Annotated in this window: 12 protein-coding genes and 1 pseudogene; 6 read left to right on the top strand and 7 right to left on the bottom strand. The window is 70.6% G+C overall.

All coding sequences use genetic code 11. The features are described 5' to 3' along the window. Positions 1 to 316 precede the first annotated feature (316 nt). Positions 317 to 772 carry an archease gene (locus OHA58_RS39965; protein WP_405475249.1) on the top strand — a complete coding sequence of 152 codons (456 nt, stop codon included), beginning with the start codon at positions 317 to 319 and terminating at the stop codon, positions 770 to 772. Between the two features lie 39 nt (positions 773 to 811). Here the strand turns inward: OHA58_RS39965 and OHA58_RS39960 are convergent, their stop codons facing one another. Together OHA58_RS39960 and OHA58_RS39955 are read right to left on the bottom strand one after the other, a co-directional pair. Next, the gene (locus tag OHA58_RS39960) at positions 812 to 2,224 is read right to left on the bottom strand and encodes an RtcB family protein (RefSeq protein ID WP_405475252.1); all 1,413 of its coding nucleotides are present in this window, start codon (positions 2,222 to 2,224) and stop codon (positions 812 to 814) included. Between the two features lie 127 nt (positions 2,225 to 2,351). Further along, positions 2,352 to 2,621, bottom strand: coding sequence for a DUF1876 domain-containing protein (locus OHA58_RS39955; RefSeq protein WP_405475255.1), 270 nt, complete (start codon positions 2,619 to 2,621; stop codon positions 2,352 to 2,354). 363 nt (positions 2,622 to 2,984) lie between these two features. On the opposite strand from OHA58_RS39955, the gene OHA58_RS39950 reads away from it, so the two are divergent. Then, a complete protein-coding gene (locus OHA58_RS39950; RefSeq protein ID WP_405475257.1) occupies positions 2,985 to 3,338 on the top strand; it encodes a DUF4333 domain-containing protein in 354 nt (117 codons plus the stop codon). Between the two features lie 685 nt (positions 3,339 to 4,023). Here the strand turns inward: OHA58_RS39950 and OHA58_RS39945 are convergent. The 3 genes from OHA58_RS39945 to OHA58_RS39935 form a co-directional block, all read right to left on the bottom strand. Then, positions 4,024 to 4,647: a hypothetical protein gene (locus tag OHA58_RS39945; RefSeq protein WP_405475259.1), complete on the bottom strand. Its 624-nt coding sequence runs from the start codon at positions 4,645 to 4,647 to the stop codon at positions 4,024 to 4,026. 58 nt (positions 4,648 to 4,705) lie between these two features. Beyond that, complete coding sequence (locus tag OHA58_RS39940) at positions 4,706 to 5,092, bottom strand: hypothetical protein (protein WP_405475262.1); 387 nt, start codon at positions 5,090 to 5,092, stop codon at positions 4,706 to 4,708. Between the two features lie 82 nt (positions 5,093 to 5,174). Further along, entirely contained in the window at positions 5,175 to 5,573 is a 399-nt protein-coding gene (locus tag OHA58_RS39935; RefSeq protein WP_405475265.1) for a hypothetical protein, read from the bottom strand. 250 nt (positions 5,574 to 5,823) lie between these two features. On the opposite strand from OHA58_RS39935, the gene OHA58_RS39930 reads away from it, so the two are divergent. After that, on the top strand, positions 5,824 to 7,962 hold the full coding sequence (locus OHA58_RS39930; protein ID WP_405475267.1) for a P-loop NTPase fold protein: 2,139 nt from the start codon (positions 5,824 to 5,826) through the stop codon (positions 7,960 to 7,962). Positions 7,963 to 8,322: 360 nt separating this feature from the next. Here OHA58_RS39930 and OHA58_RS39925 read toward each other — a convergent pair whose 3' ends face one another. Further along, on the bottom strand, positions 8,323 to 9,195 hold the full coding sequence (locus OHA58_RS39925) for a phosphotransferase family protein (RefSeq protein ID WP_405475270.1): 873 nt from the start codon (positions 9,193 to 9,195) through the stop codon (positions 8,323 to 8,325). 350 nt (positions 9,196 to 9,545) lie between these two features. Continuing rightward, positions 9,546 to 10,073 (bottom strand): annotated as a pseudogene (locus tag OHA58_RS39920) (alpha/beta hydrolase); the annotation flags it as partial. A 2-nt stretch (positions 10,074 to 10,075) separates the two neighbouring features. Between OHA58_RS39920 and OHA58_RS39915 the strand changes: the two are divergent. The 3 genes from OHA58_RS39915 to OHA58_RS39905 all read left to right on the top strand — a co-directional run bounded on the left by OHA58_RS39915 (position 10,076) and on the right by OHA58_RS39905 (position 17,752). Beyond that, positions 10,076 to 10,417 carry a hypothetical protein gene (locus OHA58_RS39915; RefSeq protein ID WP_405475273.1) on the top strand — a complete coding sequence of 114 codons (342 nt, stop codon included), beginning with the start codon at positions 10,076 to 10,078 and terminating at the stop codon, positions 10,415 to 10,417. Between the two features lie 631 nt (positions 10,418 to 11,048). After that, positions 11,049 to 13,709, top strand: a complete 2,661-nt coding sequence (locus OHA58_RS39910; RefSeq protein WP_405475275.1) for a DUF6603 domain-containing protein — start codon at positions 11,049 to 11,051, stop codon at positions 13,707 to 13,709. Further along, positions 13,706 to 17,752 carry a hypothetical protein gene (locus OHA58_RS39905; protein WP_405475276.1) on the top strand — a complete coding sequence of 1,349 codons (4,047 nt, stop codon included), beginning with the start codon at positions 13,706 to 13,708 and terminating at the stop codon, positions 17,750 to 17,752. Before OHA58_RS39910 ends, OHA58_RS39905 begins: the two co-directional genes overlap by 4 nt. The last annotated feature ends 86 nt before the right edge of the window (positions 17,753 to 17,838 follow it).

Here is a 17,838-nt window from a genome sequence, read left to right as displayed (position 1 = left end):
GCAGCGCGCCCAGGAACGCGGCGTAGGGCTTGATGCCCCAGGTGGGCTGCGTCATGTTGCCCAGCCGCGCTGCGGCGTCTTTTCCCGAGGTGAACTTGCCGCTCGGCTAGAGGCGGCCAACATCCCCCGCCTCGTCGAGGTCGAGCAGCACCGTCTGGGTGTTGCCGTGGGCCAGGCGCGGCCAGGGAGACCCTTGTTTTCGACAGGTTCTGGGGGACCAGTGGGGCAAGTTTGGGGACCTCACGACTTTGCGCTGCCCAGTTGTACCGAGCCTGCGGTACGTGTGGATGTGGCGCGTGCGGGCACCCGGTTGGGCATGGTCGGTGACACCGGCGACGGGTTGCGGGCGCGGGGCCAGGGAGCGAGCGGGCATCGCGGCGTGCCGCACACTGCCGACATGCGCATCGAGGCGTGGGGCGCGACCCGGGAGGATTGCTTGGCGGAGGCAGTGCTGGGGATGGTGGAGTGCTTCGCCGACGTGTCCGAGGTTCGGGCGACCACCGTGGAGCGGCTCCGACTGTGCGAGTGCCCCGACGAGTACCTGCTGGCGGCGCTCCTCGAAGAGGTCATCTTCCGGCTGGAGGTGCAGGGCCGTGTGCCCGTGGACGTGGAGACCGACGCCTCCCACGCCTGCCTGGAGGTACGGCTGGCACTCGCCGAATTGGCGGATGTGGAGATCTCCGGGGCCGTGCCGAAGGGCGTCACGTGGCACCAGTTGCGTATCGGGCCGGATCCGTACGGCTGGTCCTGTGCGGCGACGATCGACGTGTGAGGCCGATAGATGTGGACGGGATGGGACGGGGCGGTGATCTCAGCCCTTGACCACACCGAGCGGGACCAGGCGGGCCACCGTGCGGCACAGCCCTGCGGCCTCGCTCGCCGCGACAACCGCGCTCACGTCCTTGTACGCCTCCGGGGTCTCTTCGGACAGCCCGCGCCACGACCGCGGGCGCACCATGATGCCATCCCGTTCCAGGCGTGCTCCCAGTTGCCTGCCAGTGATCGTGCGGGCGGCTTGGTGCCGGCTCATCGTGCGGCCCGCGCCGTGGCAGGTGGAGCTGAAAGCGTCGCCGCCGGGTACCCCGGCCAGCACGTACGACGCCGTGCCCATGGTGCCGGGGATCAGCACCGGCTGCCCGGCCTCCCGCAGGTCCTTCGGCAGATCCGGGTGTCCGGGCGGGAAGGAACGGGTGGCGCCCTTGCGGTGCACGCACAGTCGACGCCGTGTCCCGTCCACGGTGTGGGTCTCGATTTTGGCGAGGTTGTGGGACACGTCGTAGACCAGGGACAGCCGGATGCCGGCGGCGCGTTGGAAGACCCGGCGGGCCGCGTCGGTGAGCAACTGGCGGTTGGCGCGGCCGTAGTTGGCTGCTGCGGCCATCGCGCCCAGGTAGTCCCGCCCCTCGGGCGAGTCCACGGGCGTGCAGGCCAACTGGCGGTCGGGCACCGTGATGCCGTAGCGGGCCATGGCCTGGTCCATCGCTTTGACGTGATCGGTGCAGATCTGATGTCCGAGCCCGCGCGAACCGCAGTGGATCATCACGCACACCTGGCCGACGGCGAATCCGAAGACTGCTGCGGCCTGTTCGTCGTACACCTCGGCGACCTGTTGCACCTCCATGAAGTGGTTGGCGGAGCCCAGGCTGCCGACCTGCCCCAGGCCCCGCTGCCGAGCCCGCACGCCCACGTGGGCGACGTCGGCGTCGGCGACCGCACCGCGGTCCTCACAGCGCACCAGGTCGCGTTCCTCGCCGTATCCCTGTTCGACTGCGTAGCGGGAGCCGCCTTCAAGGATGCGCTCCAGCTCCACGGGGCCGCTCGGCCGCCACACCCCGCCGGGTCCTGCGCCGCGCGGGATGGCCCGGTCCAGGCCGTCCATCACTGCAGTCAGCGCGGGCTCAAGTTCATGCTGGTCGCAGTCCGCCGCCAGCAGCCGCACACCGCAGGAGATGTCGAAGCCGACTCCCCCCGGCGAGACGACCCCGCCGTCGTCGACATCGGTTGCCGCGACGCCGCCGATGGGGAAGCCGTAGCCCCAGTGGATGTCCGGCATGGCGTACGAGGCGGTGACGATGCCGGGCAGGGCGGCCACGTTGACGACCTGCAGCAGGGACTGCTCGGCGTCGGCGAGCAGGTCCGGGGTGGCGAAAATTACGCCGGGTACCCGCATCGAGTCGTGCCGTTCGATGCGGTAGCGATAGGGGCGGTCCTGTACCAGTTCCATCGCGGCCTCCCCGCGTGTCGTCTGGTGCCGTGCTGGTCGGCGTCCTTGTGTGGCGTGTCGACTGCCTTGCCCGGGCGCCCGCGCCGACACGGAAGGGCCCATGCACGACCTTTGTGTGGAGACGGAGTTACAGGTGCGGGTGCGCCGGCGCGTGCGTCTTCTCCTCGATCTCGTGGGCGGCCTTGCGAAGCAACTGGTGGGCAAGATCGTTGAGGGCCCGGGCCGTGGCGAGTTCCTCGCCCACGAGCGTCTGCACGGGGTCGTCCGGGTGGCGCTTGGAATGCCCGCGGGCCGACATTTCGGTGGCGTCGGGGAGCCTCAACTGAGCGACCGCTCCGGTCTCGGAGCCGCTGTCGTCGATGCTCAGATCAAGGTGCCAGGAGAGGTGTGTCTGCATGGCGAACACCTTCTTCCTCAGGTCTCCATTGTCGCGCGCTGGCCGGAACCCTGGACTTCCACCGAGAGCAGGGGTGGGGCTGCGGCACGTTTCGCGGTAGGGCACGAGGTCTTCGTGTCGGAGGAGTGGTGTGAGGCAAGCGCCGACTCTGCTCTGGCCAAGGCCGCATCCTGATCAGGCATGCCGCAGTCGGCACGGCGGGCATGGCTGACAAAACAGACCACGAATCAGCGGCTCGCTGATGCCACCGGGACTGGCACGGCAGGCCGGTTGCCGCCCTGCCGAATGGGACCCCGGATACCGAAGGCGACGCTGTCGTCGCAGGGGTTGTCTGAGCACGGACAGCCGGATAGGACTGTCCGCGTGACTGATCAACGCAGCTTCGCCCGTAACGCCATCGCGTTCTCCCTGGCCGTGATCGCCTGTTGTGCGCTCACTGTCACCATCATGCTGCTGGCCGGGAGTCCCGCCGTGCAGCCGCAACGCGTCCTGGATCAGGACGCGTTGGCGCGGGCCGTACTCAACAACGTCGAATCCGACGACTCCTTCGCGAAACCCCCGACCATCGACGATGTGGCCTGCCCCGCTTCCATCCCCGTCGAGGCGGGCCGGGAGTTCGAGTGCAATGTCGTCGGCGTCGGCGACGGCAACAGCAGCGGCCACGCCTGGGTCAAGGTGAAGATCAAGGACGATCAGGGCACCCTGTCACTGGACTGAGCACAACGGAGCGGACGAACGGGACCGCAGCCGCGGCATCGGGACCGTCCCGGCCCCTGCCTTCTGCGTCACTAGCGGACCACGGCCCTCTGGCTCGGCAGACGGGGGCGCGCATTACTGGCCGTCGTGGTACAGCGCTGGTGACCTCGCGCCCCGTGCTGCGGGCCGTCCCTTCCCGGCAGGCCCGGGAGGACGCCGACGACCGGTCGGCGGCGCCGGCCTTACGGACTGGTCCTGGTCCGCGAAGGGAGCCTCCCCAGCCGCCGCTTCCCGGCGCGCCGGGAGGCAGACGCCCCGCCGGTCGGCATGGGAGCCAGCGCGACGCCACGGTTACCGCCTCGCCAAGAACTACGTCGACGCCGACGGCACGCTCCCCCGCACGCCCAGCGTCCTGGTCCCGTTCACGCCACCCGCCACCCGCCACCCGCCACCCGCCAGGCCAGCGAGCAGGACCACCTCACTCCGCCACCAAGCTCAACACCCTGCCCGCTCAAAGCGGTGGTCCCGCACGCGTGCGACGGAGCACGCGTGCGGGACCACCCAAAGAACGCCGTTCCTGTCAGGAGCGCCCAACCCGACCGTACGACGAACACCCAACCAGCGCCCATCGACGGCTAGCTGAGGCACGCGGCCCTTTCCGTCTACGTGCAGGTGGCGGTGAGGACTTGGCTGCTGAAGCGACACCTCAGGCGGCGAGGGTCCACCTGTCCGTGTGCTCTCCGTTGGTCTGCAGGAGCGAGTCCATCTGGTACGTCACGGCCGCGATCTTCGCATCCTGCGGCACATTGAAAATCACCCAGCCGGTGGCCTTGTCGCCCGGCTGGAGGATCAGGGTGAGGTCCAAGGACTCGCCGGCGGTGGGGCTACCGGGCTTACCGGTGTACACCTTCCCGGTCGAGTCGATGACCTTCCCTCCAAAGTTGCCGGGATCGTCGTACGTGGCGTCGCCGGTGCTGAGAATCGTGAACTTGGCCGCGACCAGGCGCTGCCCGTCGGGGGCTGCGAAGGCCTCCAGCGACGGTTTGGCGTTGTCCTCGTACTTGGTCAGCGTGACGTCGGCCTGGACGTGGCCCGTGGCGCCCATACCGGGCACGCCCTCCAGCGAGAGAGTGTCACCGACCTTCGCGCCACTCGGCGTTGTGCTGCTGGGCGTGACGTCCGGCGTCTGCTGACCGCCGGACGCCGCGCCGCTGGAACTGGCACTCTTCGTTGACCCGGCCTTGCTACCGTCCCCGTCCGACCCCCCGCCGCCCACAAGGGCGGCGGCTAGCACGACCGCTGTGGCCGCGGACGCGATGGATCGGTGCATGGAATTCCCCCGTAGTGCCACTGGGTCTGGTGGGTATGGCGACACACGATTCTGATGGCTATGCGTGGGCGTGAGGCGTCTTTTCCGTCACCAAACGGCACCAGAGGGCTGCGGCAAGCGGCGGCACGGCGCGAGCCCGGGCAGCCCTCAGCGCTTGATGCGGCCTCAGACGGCAAGGACCGGTGTGTTGGGCGCGGAGCTTCTCGGCGCCCTCGTGCAAGTCCTGAGCGAGCTGTGTGCGGCCGGCGACGAGGTCGATACGGCGCGCCTCGGTGGTGGCGATGACCTCGGGCCCGCGGTCGAATGTGAGGCCGGCCTCGATGGCGAGCTTGGACACCCTCGACGGCGAGCGACCCATCTTGCGGGCGGTGTCGTTGCGGGTCAAGCCCTTGGCGTGCAGTCGGCGCACCGCGGTGCGGTCTTTGTCAGTGATGGGGCGCGCCATGGGGTGTCACCCCCTGCACGGGCATGGCAGAACGGCCCGGCAACCACTGGGGAGGCCGCCGGGCCGTTCGTTCTTGGGGATGTCAGAACTTGGGGCAGAGGTACGTGTGCACGGCTTCGACGATCTGCGCAGCCTTGGCCTTGCCGAACCCGCCGGGATGGTTCGGCGAGATGAATCGGAGCTCGGCGCTGTGGACCTGCTTCGCCTTGCCCTTGGGGAAGTTGTGAATCATCGAGCACTGGATTCGTCCGCGGCTTACGGCCTTGTCCGGCTTGCCGTTAACGATCTCCGCGTCGATGCGGGTGAGGGCCTGGATGTACTTGGCCTGTGTGGTGGCGTCCGGCTTGGGCGAAATGCCGGCCGCGGCCTCGGCGTCCGCGATGGCCTTGGACTCATTGGCGGTCGGCGCCTTCGCGGGGGCGGCGTCTGCGCTGCCGCTACTGGCGGTGCTGGTGCACGCGGTGAGGGCCCTGCAAGCCATCGACCCGTGGCGGAACCCGTCCTGGCCCCACATCTGGCAACGCACCTACCAGCAAGCCAAGCTCGCCCACCACACCGGCCAGGACCACTCCCCCCGCCCTCCAGCGATGGGCCGACAGGCAACGCACCCGTTGGAACAGCCTCCACCCCTCTCGGCAAGAGCTCCTCACCACCATCGACATCCAACCGAATGCGTGACCTCCTACGCCGACGGGCGGCGTGGTGGCGATACGGTCCGGCACGATATGTCGATGAGCGACGCGCGCTTCTTCAACGACGAGCCTTTCCTCAACGACGAAGGGCCTGACCTGCTGGGACGTGAACAGTACGCACAGCACGCCGTGGAGCTGCTGGGGCGTGTCCGGGCCCAGACGGAGGCAGGCGTCCTGGCTTTGATCGGCCCCTGGGGTTCCGGTAAGTCGTCCGTCCTGGGCAAAGTGATACGCCTCCTGCAGCGACAGGACGACCGCGAAAACTGGCTGATCGCGGAACTCAACCCATGGCTGTACTCCGACCTGGAGACGCTGACCGCGGCACTCTTCAGCGAGGTCCGAGCCGCCCTCCCCAAAGGAAGGCGCTGGTCAGAAGTCCGTAAAACGCTCGGCGGCTTCGGGCAAGCCATCAGCCCCTTGGGCAAGCTCACCGCGCTGGCGGGCCTCGACTCAGAGGGCCTGATCAAGGCTTTCAGCGACCGCATCAGCGGAGACACCAGCGCCTCGGCGGCCAAGCGGAAGGCCGAAGAGGCCCTGCGGCGGGCAGGCCAGCCCGTCCTCGTCGTCATGGACGACCTGGACCGCCTCACCCCCGACGAACTGCTCCTGGTCTTCAAGCTGGTGCGTCTGGTGGGCCATCTACCGAACGTCTACTACCTGATCAGCTTTGATGAGCAGACGTTGCTGGACGTCCTGCAACGCAGCGACCTCGTGGGAAACAGCGAGGCCAGGGCCCGCGAGTTCCTGGAAAAGATCATCCAGGTACGGCTCGACCTTCCCGCGTTCCGCGAACGCGACGCCGCCGCCATGAGCATCCGCGCACTCAACGCCCTTCTGGACTCCCACGGCCTGTCCATGACGCCAGGCGAGGAACGACGCTTCTCCGAGGCCTACTTCCGGCACCTGCAAGCCAGGCTCCAGACGCCACGGGCCGTCAAACGCTACTTCGGGCAGGCCGACGCCACCCTCGGCTCCCTCGTCGGAAACGTGGACCTGGTCGACTTCCTCATCGTCACCTTCCTGCGCACCAACGAGCCCGGCGTCTACCGGCTCCTGGGACGGCACCGCGCCGAGCTGACCGGCACCAGCATCGACCCAGCACAGCGACACAGCGCACAGCAGCCCGGCGAACGAGCCGACCGCTGGCGCCGCCGCCTGCGCGAAGCCAGCGTGGCCGAAGAGCACATCGAAGGCGTACTCAAGCTGCTGGCCCTGCTGTTCCCAACGGTCCAGAAGGACCTCGGCAACGGTAGCGACACGAAGGCCGCCGCTCAACGCCGCGGGATCGGCAGCACCGACTACTTCGACCGGTACATGGTCTTCGGTATCCCCGACGACGACCTCCCCGAAGCCGCCTTCGACCAAGCCCTGGCCCAGGTGACCGCCGACGCCCCGGGAGAGGAAGCAGCCGAACTGCTACTCCGCCTGCGCAACGACACCCACCGCATCACCCGCCGAATCGAGCAGCGCCGCACCGCAGGCATCCGCCTCCCCGCCGCTGCGCTACTCAAGGCCATAGCAGACAGCTACGGGCAACTGACCGCCGAACCGGAAATGATGGGCCTGGTCAACAGTGGCATGAGCCTGCAGTTCCTGGCCCGGGACCTCCTCACCGACCTCCCACCGGAACAAAGAGCCCCAGCACTGGCCGCCATGGCTGCCACCCCCGACGGAACCGTCCTGGCCACTCGGACATTGCACCGCGCTACCAACCCAGACAGCAACGACTCCGAGGAAGTACAGACCACCGAAGACTGGTCACTTCAAGCCCGCAACGCCGTAACCGAGCGGATCGCCCAGCACCTCACGCCCACCACGGGCAGACCCACCGAGGAACTCACCGAGTCCGACACCGACCTGATCTGGATGTGGCGCCACACCCACCCCGACAGCCTGCGCCCCTGGCTACGCCAACGCCTCGACAACGGATGGGAACCCCTCCCCCTCCTGGGCAAACTCCTCCACCCCACATCACGCCCGCACCGCCTCATCGACGAGAGTGTGCTGGCCGGCCTCGACGCAATGTTCGGTCTCGACGACCTCTACACACGCCTGGCCCCCCTCCTCCAGACCCAGACCAGCAACAACTCCCCCGACGAACACCACGCCAACATCCTCCAAGCACTCCGCGAGCACCGCCCCAGCCAACCCTCACCCCACAACGGCACCACCACCTGACCGCCCCCGAAAAAGGGGCCCGCGCCCCTTCCTCGAGTAGCGGCCCAATCCATTTGTCGCGGGTGGCGACGACGCGATGTGGCCGTCTTTGCCCTTCGCCGAACACTTGGCGCAACGCCAACGCTCGACCGACGCCCCGGCGAGACTGATTGCCCGCCACGATGCCGGCCACCGACCACGTCTTCCGGGTGAGAGCCCGGCATCGGCCTCCCCACACTTCCAGTACGGCGGCACGCCCGAAGCTGACGCACTCCTGGGCGCTGCTGCGTGGCCGCACATCCTCGACATGCTCGGCAGCGGATGCTGACAGACGAAGGGCGGGCGGGTGCTGAATGGCGAGGACCCGCGCCGCCAGTCGAATCACCGGGCGTGGAGCAGCTCGCGGATGTCCTGCCAGTCACGATCGATCGCTTCCACCCGCTTGTCCCGCCAGGTGGAGGGGGGAACGGCTCGGTGGTTGCGGAGTTCTCGCACGAGCAGCACGGCCCGGTTCAGGGTAAAGGCGGCACGGGCGGATGAGGATCCGGCTGCTACCAACTCCTCGATCTGTGCGCGGGCTTCCGCGGTGGTGGCCAGGACGGTCCAGAGCACTGCCAAGTCGTGTCCTGGCAGGTAGCGTCCTGCGTGCTCCCAGTCGATCACCGTGGTCCGTCCGTCGGGCCCGAACACGAAGTTGGTCGGCAGCGGGTCGCCGTGGCCCGGCACCAGGTCGGTGCCGACCTGGTGGAGCAGGTCGGTCAAGGCCTGGTGGTCCTGCCGGGTCGTCAAGCCCTGGCGGTGATCGCGGTCAAGGCGTCCGAGGTAGTCGGGGGTCCGGGTGAGCACGTCGGTGGGAGGCCGCCACTGGGCAAGGTCGGTCATCGCCTCGATCATCGCGGTGACGTGTGCCGGGTCCAGGGCCTGCAACGGGAACCGGTCTCGGCCGGGGACGGGGGGACGGCCCGGGGCGTGCTCGATCAGCAGTACGCGGTGCTGCTCGTCTGCGGCGATGAGGGCGGGGACGCGCACCGGCGGCGGTGTGTCGGTGAAGCATCGGTAGGCCTCGATCTCCGCGCCGAACTTCTCCGCCCAGAGCGGTTCCCGGCTGGTCAGAAGCTTTGCGATGGCCGGTCCGTCCTCGCATGCTCCCGCGATGAGCAGGGACTTCTCGGTGCGGGAGAGGAGTGTGATGGGGCGGAAGTCCGGTCGTAGCCGGATGGCCGCCGCGGCGGTGCTGGTGAGTTCGTCGGGCACCGGGCGGGCTCCTCGGGGTGTCGGGGCGCGGGCGGCCGGCTGTTCGCGGCCGGTTCTGCGCAGCAGCGGGGCGTAGAGCTGTCGATTGCAGAACGAGAACGCCGAGTACGCCGGAGCGGCAGTACCGGCCTGATTGGTCCGGCCCTGTCCTTCGGCAGACTGACGTCTTGTCAGTCCCGCGTGCGCCCCTGCATCGCACAATGCGTGTTCAGGTGATCCGAGCACCATAGTTGCGGAGGCTCGCCAACCTGGCCAATTAAAGGAGCTCGTCGGCCCGCATGGTAGCGCTCGTCACGTTCCAACGCCCCGGTCGCAGCCACTCGTTGATGGCCGCGACGAGGACCGTCGCCTCATAGCGTGGTTGTAATCCCCCGGTCTGCCCGGCCCGGTGCGTCCGAGGCATCGAGCAGTTCCAGGACCAGGTCGATGACCAGCGCCGGCTGGCCCACAAACGGAGAGTGCCCCGTCTCCGACTCGCGAACGGAGTCGCAGCGCGCGGCCATGACCTGTTGGAGAGCCGGCGCGATAGCTCGGTCCCTCGTGCACACGACGTACACGGAAGGGGCATGTTTCCAGCTTTGGCGTTCCGGTACTCCTCGTCCGCAGCCGGCCGCCTGGGCTCGTAGCAGTCCCGCTGCCCAAGCGGCCAGGCGCCCAGGGCGGTCTGCATACAGAGCATCCACGGCCCGGCTTGCGTCAAGGCGCGTAGAACCGTCGGTCTGCGGCTCGATGGCGGCCTTCAACTCGGCAGAGGCGCCGCCCAAGCCCGCCGCACTCTCACCCGTATCCGGCACGAAGGCCGCCAGATACACCAGACGCCCGACTCCGCTCAGACCAGTGATCACCGATCCTCCGTAGGAGTGGCCCCGCGCTCGCGGCCGTGCAAGCCGGCACTCCGTTCGCCGACCCCCTGCACGTCGAGGTACTGCGCGACCTGGTCGTGCTCCACTATGTGCGCTCGCACCGCTATCGCGGCGTGTACACCAACGCGTTCAAGACTGTGAGCGTGAATCTCCGCAGCAAGCTCATCAAGCAGTATCCGGAGCAGCTCCGCCGCGAGGCGCTGCGCCAGACCGGGCTCCATCTGACCGGCTCGCCGGGCGACCCCGCGACTGCGTCTCGGGGACTCCGGGCCAACACGCGCGGCCGTCGTTTTGGCGCGACCGCCGGGACACCGCACTTCGGTCGGGCCGCCGAAGAGCTGAAGACCAGTCAGGTCTGAGAGGCGGCGCAGGCGCTCGGCGCGGTGTGGTGGGAGCCGGGCGCGGCGCGGCGGTTCGTCAGTTCGGACTCAACTCCGCGCGGTGCGACCGTGTGAAGGCCGTCCGGCGAGGCACCCGCAGACGACGCACGCCGAGCCTGCGGCACCTGTGACTGCGCCCGCGACTGAGCCGACGGGGAGGCGAAAGCTGGCCACCTGTCGGCCCCCGGAAACGGCCGCCACCGCCGTTCCTCGGCCTTGCCGTCTGCCAGGTCAGCCGCCGCCACATCCGACGGCTTTCCTTTGGGAGTTCGAGGCCGTCCACGGCCGCCGCCCCTTCCGCTCTGCGGGCTAACCAGGGCGCCGCCCTCTCGCGTCGACACCGATCCCGGCCTGTGCTTTTATCGAAGAAGGCGGTGCATGCCGCACCTCTTGCAAGGTAACCCGCCACAGTGCACGCGGTCGTCCGGGCGGAGGGGAACGGGCCGGGCGGAGCGATGCGTTCACCCAGGCCGGACAAGGACGGCCCTTTCCTTGCTGCACGACCGGGCGGTCCGCACGGACGGCACTCCGGTCGGCGCGAGCCGCGAGGCCAATGATCACTGTCAGTTCCGTAGTGAGGAGCCGTCGTGCCGCACACGGATGTGACCCCATGAACGAGACCGTTGCCGATCTGGCCGCGCAGCTGCGGACCGGGCTGGCCGCAGTCCTGCCCCAGCTGGGTGCACTGGACGTCACGCAGAGGCGAGCCAAGCTGGCTCAGGCGCTCGGACTGCCGGGGGCGCAAGTGACGCCCTCGGCGCTGCTGTCCCGCATCGGCGTGCCGCAGAGCGATCAGGCGGGCGACCTGTGGCCCAAGCTGCTGGCGCTGCTCGCCGACTCGGCGGACGGCGCGGCCGCGGGCTGGAACCTCACCGTTCCGGATGTCCTCGTGGTCACCGCGGACGACGTCCAGGTCCTCGGCGTCACCCTGCCACCGGAGATCTCCTTCACCGTGCGCCTGGGCACCCTCCGGCTGGCCGACGTGCTGGAGGTACGGCAGGACATCACGCTCACCCTCAGCGTGCCGTCCGACCCCGCGGGTGCCGCGCTGCAACTCTCCGTGCGCGGCATGCGGCTCACCCTGCCCACGGACGCGCTGCTCACCCTGCTCGCCCCGGGCGGGTCGGCCCTGGAAGGTGACGTCCAGGCCGGGCTGGACATGAAGGGGGTCCACTTCCAGGGCGGCGGGAAGAACGGCCTCGCGGTGCCGCTGAGGGCCGCACCACCGGGTCTGCGCGCGCCCGCCCTGTATCTGGCGCCCGCCGGTGGCGCGCTGCGGTTCACCGCCTCCTTCGGCGCCTCGCTGCTGGGCCTCGCCGACGCCACGCTCGACGGCATCGGCAGCGAGCTCGCCCCCGGAGCCCCGGCCACCCCGGTACCCCCGAGCGGCATGGGCCTGAGCATGGCGGTGGGCCCCGCGCGGGGCAGCGGCTTCCTGGAGCGGCGCGGTGACGAGTACCGCGGCGCCCTGGGGCTCGCCCTGGGAGTGGTGGACGTACGGGCGTTCGGCATTCTGCGGCCCAGCGAGCCGTCGCTCCTGCTCGCCCTCAGCGCCCACTTCACGCCGGCCGTGGAACTCGGCCTCGCCTTCACCCTGAACGCGGTCGGCGGGATCGTCGGCATCGGGCGCGCCATCGACCGCGCCGGCCTCGCGGCGGCCGTGCAGTCGGGCCACCTGGACGATGTGCTGTTCCCGGACGATCCGGCCCGGGCCGCGCCGCGAATCCTGGACACGCTGGCCTCGGTGTTCCCTGCCCGGCGCGGCAGTCAGGTCGTCGGGCCGACCTTCCGGCTGGGCTGGGGCCGCCCGGTGTCCTTCGTGACCGCCGACCTCGGACTCGTCCTGGAACTGCCCAGTGGTGTCGTCGCCCTGTTCGGCCGGCTCAGGATCGCGCTGCCCGCCCCCGAGGCGCCGATCCTCGACCTGCGGGCCTCCGTGGCGGGAGTCATGGACCCGGGAGCCGGACTCGTGGAGATGGTCGCCGACCTCGCCGGGTCCCGGCTGCTCAGCGCTGGTATCGAGGGCGGGATCGCGCTGCGGATCAAGACCGGCTCCGATGCCGCGTTCATCCTCAGCGCCGGCGGGTTCCACCCGCGCTTCCCCAAGCCCGACGCGTTCCCGGTGCCCCGCCGGCTGTCCATCGCCATCGCCGGCGCCCCCGCCCTCAGCATCGTCTTCACCGGATACTTCGCCGTCACCCCCGGCACCGCCCAGGCGGGAGCCACGCTGACCGCCGTCATCGGCACGTCCGACACCGGAGTGAGCGGACAGCTCGGCTTCGACGCACTGCTGCGCTGGGAGCCCAGCTTCGGCGTCGTGCTCGACCTGTACGGCTCCTTCCACCTCCGCTTCGACGGCCACAGCCTGTGCTCGGTCGACCTGCGGGTCCGTGTCGAGGGGCCAACCCCCTGCTGGCACGTCGCCGGACGGGCCTCCGTCTCCCTGTTCTTCATCGACGTCAGCTTCCCGTTCGACGAGCACTGGGCCTGCACCGGTGCCGTCGGGGCCCCGCCCGCTCCCGACATCGCACCCCTGCTGGAACGCGAACTCGACAACCCCCGCACCTGGGAGCCCGTGCTGCCCGACGGCGCGGCCGGCCTGGCCGCCCTGCGGAGCGACGGCGCGGACACCGGCCGGCTGCTGCACCCGCTCGGCCGGCTCCGCTTCAGCCAGCGCGTGGTGCCCCTCGACATCGCCGTGACCCGGTTCGGCCCCGGCCGTCTGCAGAACCCGACGACCATGGCCGTCGCCGTACGCTTCGGCGACGGCAGCGGGGCGGTCCAGCCGGTCCGTGAGCAGTTCGCGCGCGCGGACTTCTTCGACCTCACCGACGACGAGAAGCTCACCCAACCCGCGTTCGAACAGCTCCGCTCCGGCAGCGAGCTGACCCCTCCGGCGGCCGGGGGCGGCGTGCCCCGCCGCACCGTGGAGGTGCGCTACGAGACCAAGTGGCTCGGCGAGCGCGGCTCCCCGCCCCTGCCGCGCGCCCCCTGGCCGCTGGCCGAGACCCACCTGCTCGCCGCGCTGCGGCACGGGGCGGTGGCGACCAGCGCGGTCCACGCCGACCGGACCCGGTACGTCTCCCCGCCCGCGCCGACGGCCCTGAAGGCACCGTCGTACGCCGTGGCTGACGTCGACACCCTCACCGAGGTCACCGAGCTGGGACGCAAACCCACCTTCACCGAGGCCGCGCTGTCGTTCGACGCCCCCTCCGGTCGCACGCAGCTGCTGCACGTCGTCCCCCCGTACGAGCTGAAGGCCACGCCATGACCGGATACGCGTTCGCCTCGTGGGACCGGACAGGAGCGGCGGCGTCACTGACGGACGTCGACGACCTGCAGCGCACCACGCCCGTCCGCGGCACCCTCGCGGCCTTCGCGTCCGTCAACGGACGCCCCGAACGGCCCGTGCCCGTGCACCTGTACGGCCCCGGGGACGTACGCGCCCTCGATCCCCGGCAGATCGTGCGGGTGTACCCGCTGCCCGGGACCCCCGACGCCGAGACGACCAAGTTCCCCATGGTCGAATTCGACCGCACCGACCTGCCCTGGCTGTTCACGCCCCTCGCCGCCACGTCCGGCGGGGAACTGCGCCCCTGGCTCGCGCTGGTCTGCGTTCCCGCCCGGCCCGCCCGGCTACGGCGGGAGCCCGGCCGGCCGCTCCCCGTCCTGCGCGTGCCCGGCACCGAACTCCCCGACCCCGCCCACCTGCACCTGTGGGCGCACGTCCAGACCGTCGTCGGCCACGAGCAGGACCCGCGCGCCTGCGTCTCCCGGCTGCTCGCCCCGCGCCGTCTGCTGCCGCACACCGACTATGTGGCCTGCCTGGTGCCCACGTTCGAGGCCGGACGGCGGGCCGGGCACAACGAGAGCGGGGGAGACCTGGCCCCCGCGTGGAGTGCCGGCGCGGACAGCGACCTGCCGGTGTACCACTCGTGGACCTTCTCCACCGGGGAGGCCGGGGACTTCGAGACCCTCGCCGACCGCCTCCGGTGCCGCCCCATCGGGGGAGCGGGCCGCAGGCCGATGGACATCAGCCGGCCGAGGCCGCAGGACCCCGGTCCCGGGCCGGTCGTCCAGCAGGTCGAGAGCGCCCTGTGCAGCCCCGACCTCGGCCCTCGCGACCCCTGGCCGGTCGACGCGCACAGCACACAGTGGCAGAGCGCCCTCGCCGCCTCGCTCGAAGGCGTCCACAGCGACGACAGCGACGACGACCCGGAGGTTGCCCCTCCGCTGTACGGCCGGTTCCACGCCCTCCTCGCCAAGGCGGTACCAGGATCGGCGGGCTGGCTGGACACCCTCAACCTCGACCCGCGCTGGCGCGTCGCCGCGGGCCTCGGCACCAGTACCGTCCAGCGCGAGCAGGAGCAGCTCATGGCCTCGGCCTGGACCCAGCTGGCCGACGTGCGGGCCGCCAACCGCTTCCTGGACCTGGCCCGGCTGGCCCGGCTGGTCGGCGCCCGGCTCCACGAGCGGCACGTACGGCCGCTCACCACGGACGAGTTCCTCCACCTCGCGTCACCGCTGCGTACACGCACGCTGCTCGGCGCGGTAACACTGGCGAGCACGGTGCACGCCAGCGCCCTGCCCACCGCGATGGCCACGACCACCTTCCGGCGTGCCGTCCGTCCGCTGGGCCTGCTCAGCAGACGGGTCACCCTCGTCGCCCAGCAGCAGAACGGGGCCGCGGTTCAGCAGCCGTTCGCCACCACGCTGACCAAACTGGCGGCGACCGGCACCGGACTGGCCGTCACACCCCGCAGTCCCGACGGCACCGTCGCCTTCGCCGTCGCACCGGAACGCGTGGTCCTCGCCGACCGGCTGCCCGCCGTCCGGGCCGCCCTCGGCGTGTCCACCATCACCACGCCCGCCTGGCAGGTTCTGGCCGGCGAGGTGATCCGCCGCGCGCAGACCCGCGAGCTCACCACCGCGCAACTCGCCGCCGTGCCGGCCCTGCAGCCCACCCCGCTCGACGCCGTCTTCCGGCTCGGCACCGTACGGGAACTCGGCGTACCCGCCCAATTCCTCGCCGACACCCGGCTCACCCCGCAGGGCAGCCTGATCTTCCCGTCCGGGCGGACCGCCCCCACCGGCCTGCTGACCACCTCGGACAGCACCACCACGACGACCTTCAAGGGCATGTGGTCCGGTCCGTGGAGGCCGTCGACCGAGGGCTCCAGCTGGAAGGGCGAGGCCCGTGGCACCTTCGGCCCCGGCGGCACCGGCCCCGGCAGCTGGCGAGGCGTCTTCTCGGGCGTGTGGGACAACCCGACCCTGGGCAGGCAGGGCGGCTGGCGGCTGGTCTTCACCGGCAACTGGGAGACCCCCGACGACCACGGGACCTGGCAGGGCCTGGCCGCTGGCGGGTGGGACGACCCGTCGGACACCTCCGACGGCACCTTCAACGGCATCTGGCGGTCGCAGACCGCCCACGGCACCTTCCACGGCACCTGCCCCGGCACGTGGGACTGGGACGAGAGCGGCGTCGCGGGAATCTGGCGCGCCGACTGCTCCGGCGGCTGGGAACGGCTCACGGACGGCGCCCCGCCCGACGGAGAGGTGTGGACACCCGAGAAGCTGGGCGAGATCCTCGCCGGCTGGCAACAGGGCGGCGGCATCCCCCTGGGCAGCTTCCTCGGGCAGGGAAGCCTGCCCGGCCTCGCCGACCGGCTGCCCGCGCCCTCCGTCCTCGCCCTCACCCCTGGCGACACCCACGGGATGGTGGTCGGCGCACACGACCAGGTCTTCCGTCCCGCCGACGTGGCGCCCCTCCCACCCCGGGACCCCTTCCCCGCACCCGCGGCCCACGCAGCCGTCACCGACCAGATCCACCCCCACACCACCGTGGACACCGTCGTCGGCTCCCGCATCGAGCACCCGGCCCCCGGTGACAGCACCGCCCCCATCCAGTGGGCGCCCACCTACCCCGACGCCATGTGGCGCCCGCTGGCCGGTCAGTCCACCGAGTGGATGCTGGCCGGGCTGAACAAGGTGCCCCCCGACAGCGCCGCGCTCGCCGTGACCAACCCCGCCTTCGTGGCGTCGTACATGGTCGGCCTCAACCACGAGTTCGCCCGCGAACTGCGGTGGCGCGAATACCCCACCGACCAGCGCGGTACCTACTTCGCCTCCTTCTGGGGCACCGGCGCCGAGATGCCGCCCCTGCACCAGTGGCAGACCGGTTCCCCTCTCGGCACCCATCTGACCGTCCCGGCCGACCGCGTGGTCCTCCTGCTGCGCACCGCCCTGCTCCGTCGCTACCCCGGCGCCCTCGTCTACGCGGCTCCTCTGCTGCCGCCGGCACCGGACGGCGCACGGGAACCCGACGACGCCCACGCCCAGCACCCGATCTTCCGCGGCGGCCTGGACCCCGACACGGCGTTCCTCGGCTTCGACCTGCGGCTCGGCGAGATCCTCGGCCACGACTGGTGCTTCGTCATCGCCGAACAGCCCACCGAACCCCGCTTCGGCCTGGACGATCCCACGGACCAGGTCCTCGCCAGCCCGCCGCCGCCCGGCCTGTGGGGCCGCACCTACGTGCCGCCGGCCGAGACAGTACCGCCCACCGACGCCGACGACTGGAACAACCTGGACTGGAGCCACTTCTTCGACTCGCGCCTGAAGTTCGAGGACGCGAGGCACGCTCCGGGAGACCGGCGCCCCAACGTCGCCCTCGGTGATCTGGTGTGGGGCGACAGCGCCGCCGGTATCGCCCGGCAGTGCTTCCAGCAGCCCGTACGGGTGGTCATGCCCGCCGAACGACTCCTGAGCCCGCAACCGCCGCTGTCCGCGCTGGACTTCGTCCATTGGACATCGGCCGGGCCGGACAGGGCGGTGGGGACACTGCACGGTCACCAGGTGACGCTCTCCGGACCGATGGGAACCGCCTTCGACTTCCATGACGCCTCTCCCGCATTCGCCAGGCCCGAGTTCACCCCGCGACTGGCCGCCACCGGCTTGCTGGAGATCCGTGGCGGCGCGGACCACGCGTTCACCCTCGACTTCGGCACCGTGCTGCACGACCCGGTCTTCCACCTGGGATCCTTGCGGTCGGTCCTGACGGTCACCTCCCCGCCGGGTACGGCTGTCGCCCGGCTCAGTGGCGACGCGCACTTCCGTGTCACCGCGAACACCGTCTCGGGGCCGGACGACACACCCGGGCCCGACGACTCGAACGGGAGCGTCCGTCTCGCCGGAGCCTTCACCACCGTCACGTTCACCCTGGTCCCGACCTTCGTCGGCGGCAGCATCGTCGACGGTGTCCTCTTCCAGGTCGGCGGGGCGCAAGCCGACGGCGGCGGGCCGGGTCCGTAGCGAGTCCAGGTCGCCACTCCGCTTCCAGGAGCCGCACGGATCGTCATGCCGGCGAACGGCTGCTCCACACCGTCCCAGCCTTAGGG

The sequence above is a fragment of the Streptomyces sp. NBC_00009 genome (assembly GCF_045040855.1).
Classification (GTDB): domain Bacteria; phylum Actinomycetota; class Actinomycetes; order Streptomycetales; family Streptomycetaceae; genus Streptomyces; species Streptomyces aureus.
The sequence above is the reverse complement of the archived record's forward strand: the minus strand, read 5'-3'. Positions and strand labels throughout refer to the sequence as shown.

Excerpts from the sequence above, each read along its gene's own strand:
- OHA58_RS39965 (WP_405475249.1), top strand. The coding sequence starts at position 317 with ATGGTCGGTGACACCGGCGACGGGTTGCGGGCGCGGGGCCAGGGAGCG.
- OHA58_RS39960 (WP_405475252.1), bottom strand. The coding sequence starts at position 2,224 with ATGGAACTGGTACAGGACCGCCCCTATCGCTACCGCATCGAACGGCAC.
- OHA58_RS39955 (WP_405475255.1), bottom strand. The coding sequence starts at position 2,621 with ATGCAGACACACCTCTCCTGGCACCTTGATCTGAGCATCGACGACAGC.
- OHA58_RS39945 (WP_405475259.1), bottom strand. The coding sequence starts at position 4,647 with ATGCACCGATCCATCGCGTCCGCGGCCACAGCGGTCGTGCTAGCCGCC.
- OHA58_RS39940 (WP_405475262.1), bottom strand. The coding sequence starts at position 5,092 with ATGGCGCGCCCCATCACTGACAAAGACCGCACCGCGGTGCGCCGACTG.
- OHA58_RS39935 (WP_405475265.1), bottom strand. The coding sequence starts at position 5,573 with ATGGCTTGCAGGGCCCTCACCGCGTGCACCAGCACCGCCAGTAGCGGC.
- OHA58_RS39930 (WP_405475267.1), top strand. The coding sequence starts at position 5,824 with ATGAGCGACGCGCGCTTCTTCAACGACGAGCCTTTCCTCAACGACGAA.
- OHA58_RS39910 (WP_405475275.1), top strand. The coding sequence starts at position 11,049 with ATGAACGAGACCGTTGCCGATCTGGCCGCGCAGCTGCGGACCGGGCTG.
- OHA58_RS39905 (WP_405475276.1), top strand. The coding sequence starts at position 13,706 with ATGACCGGATACGCGTTCGCCTCGTGGGACCGGACAGGAGCGGCGGCG.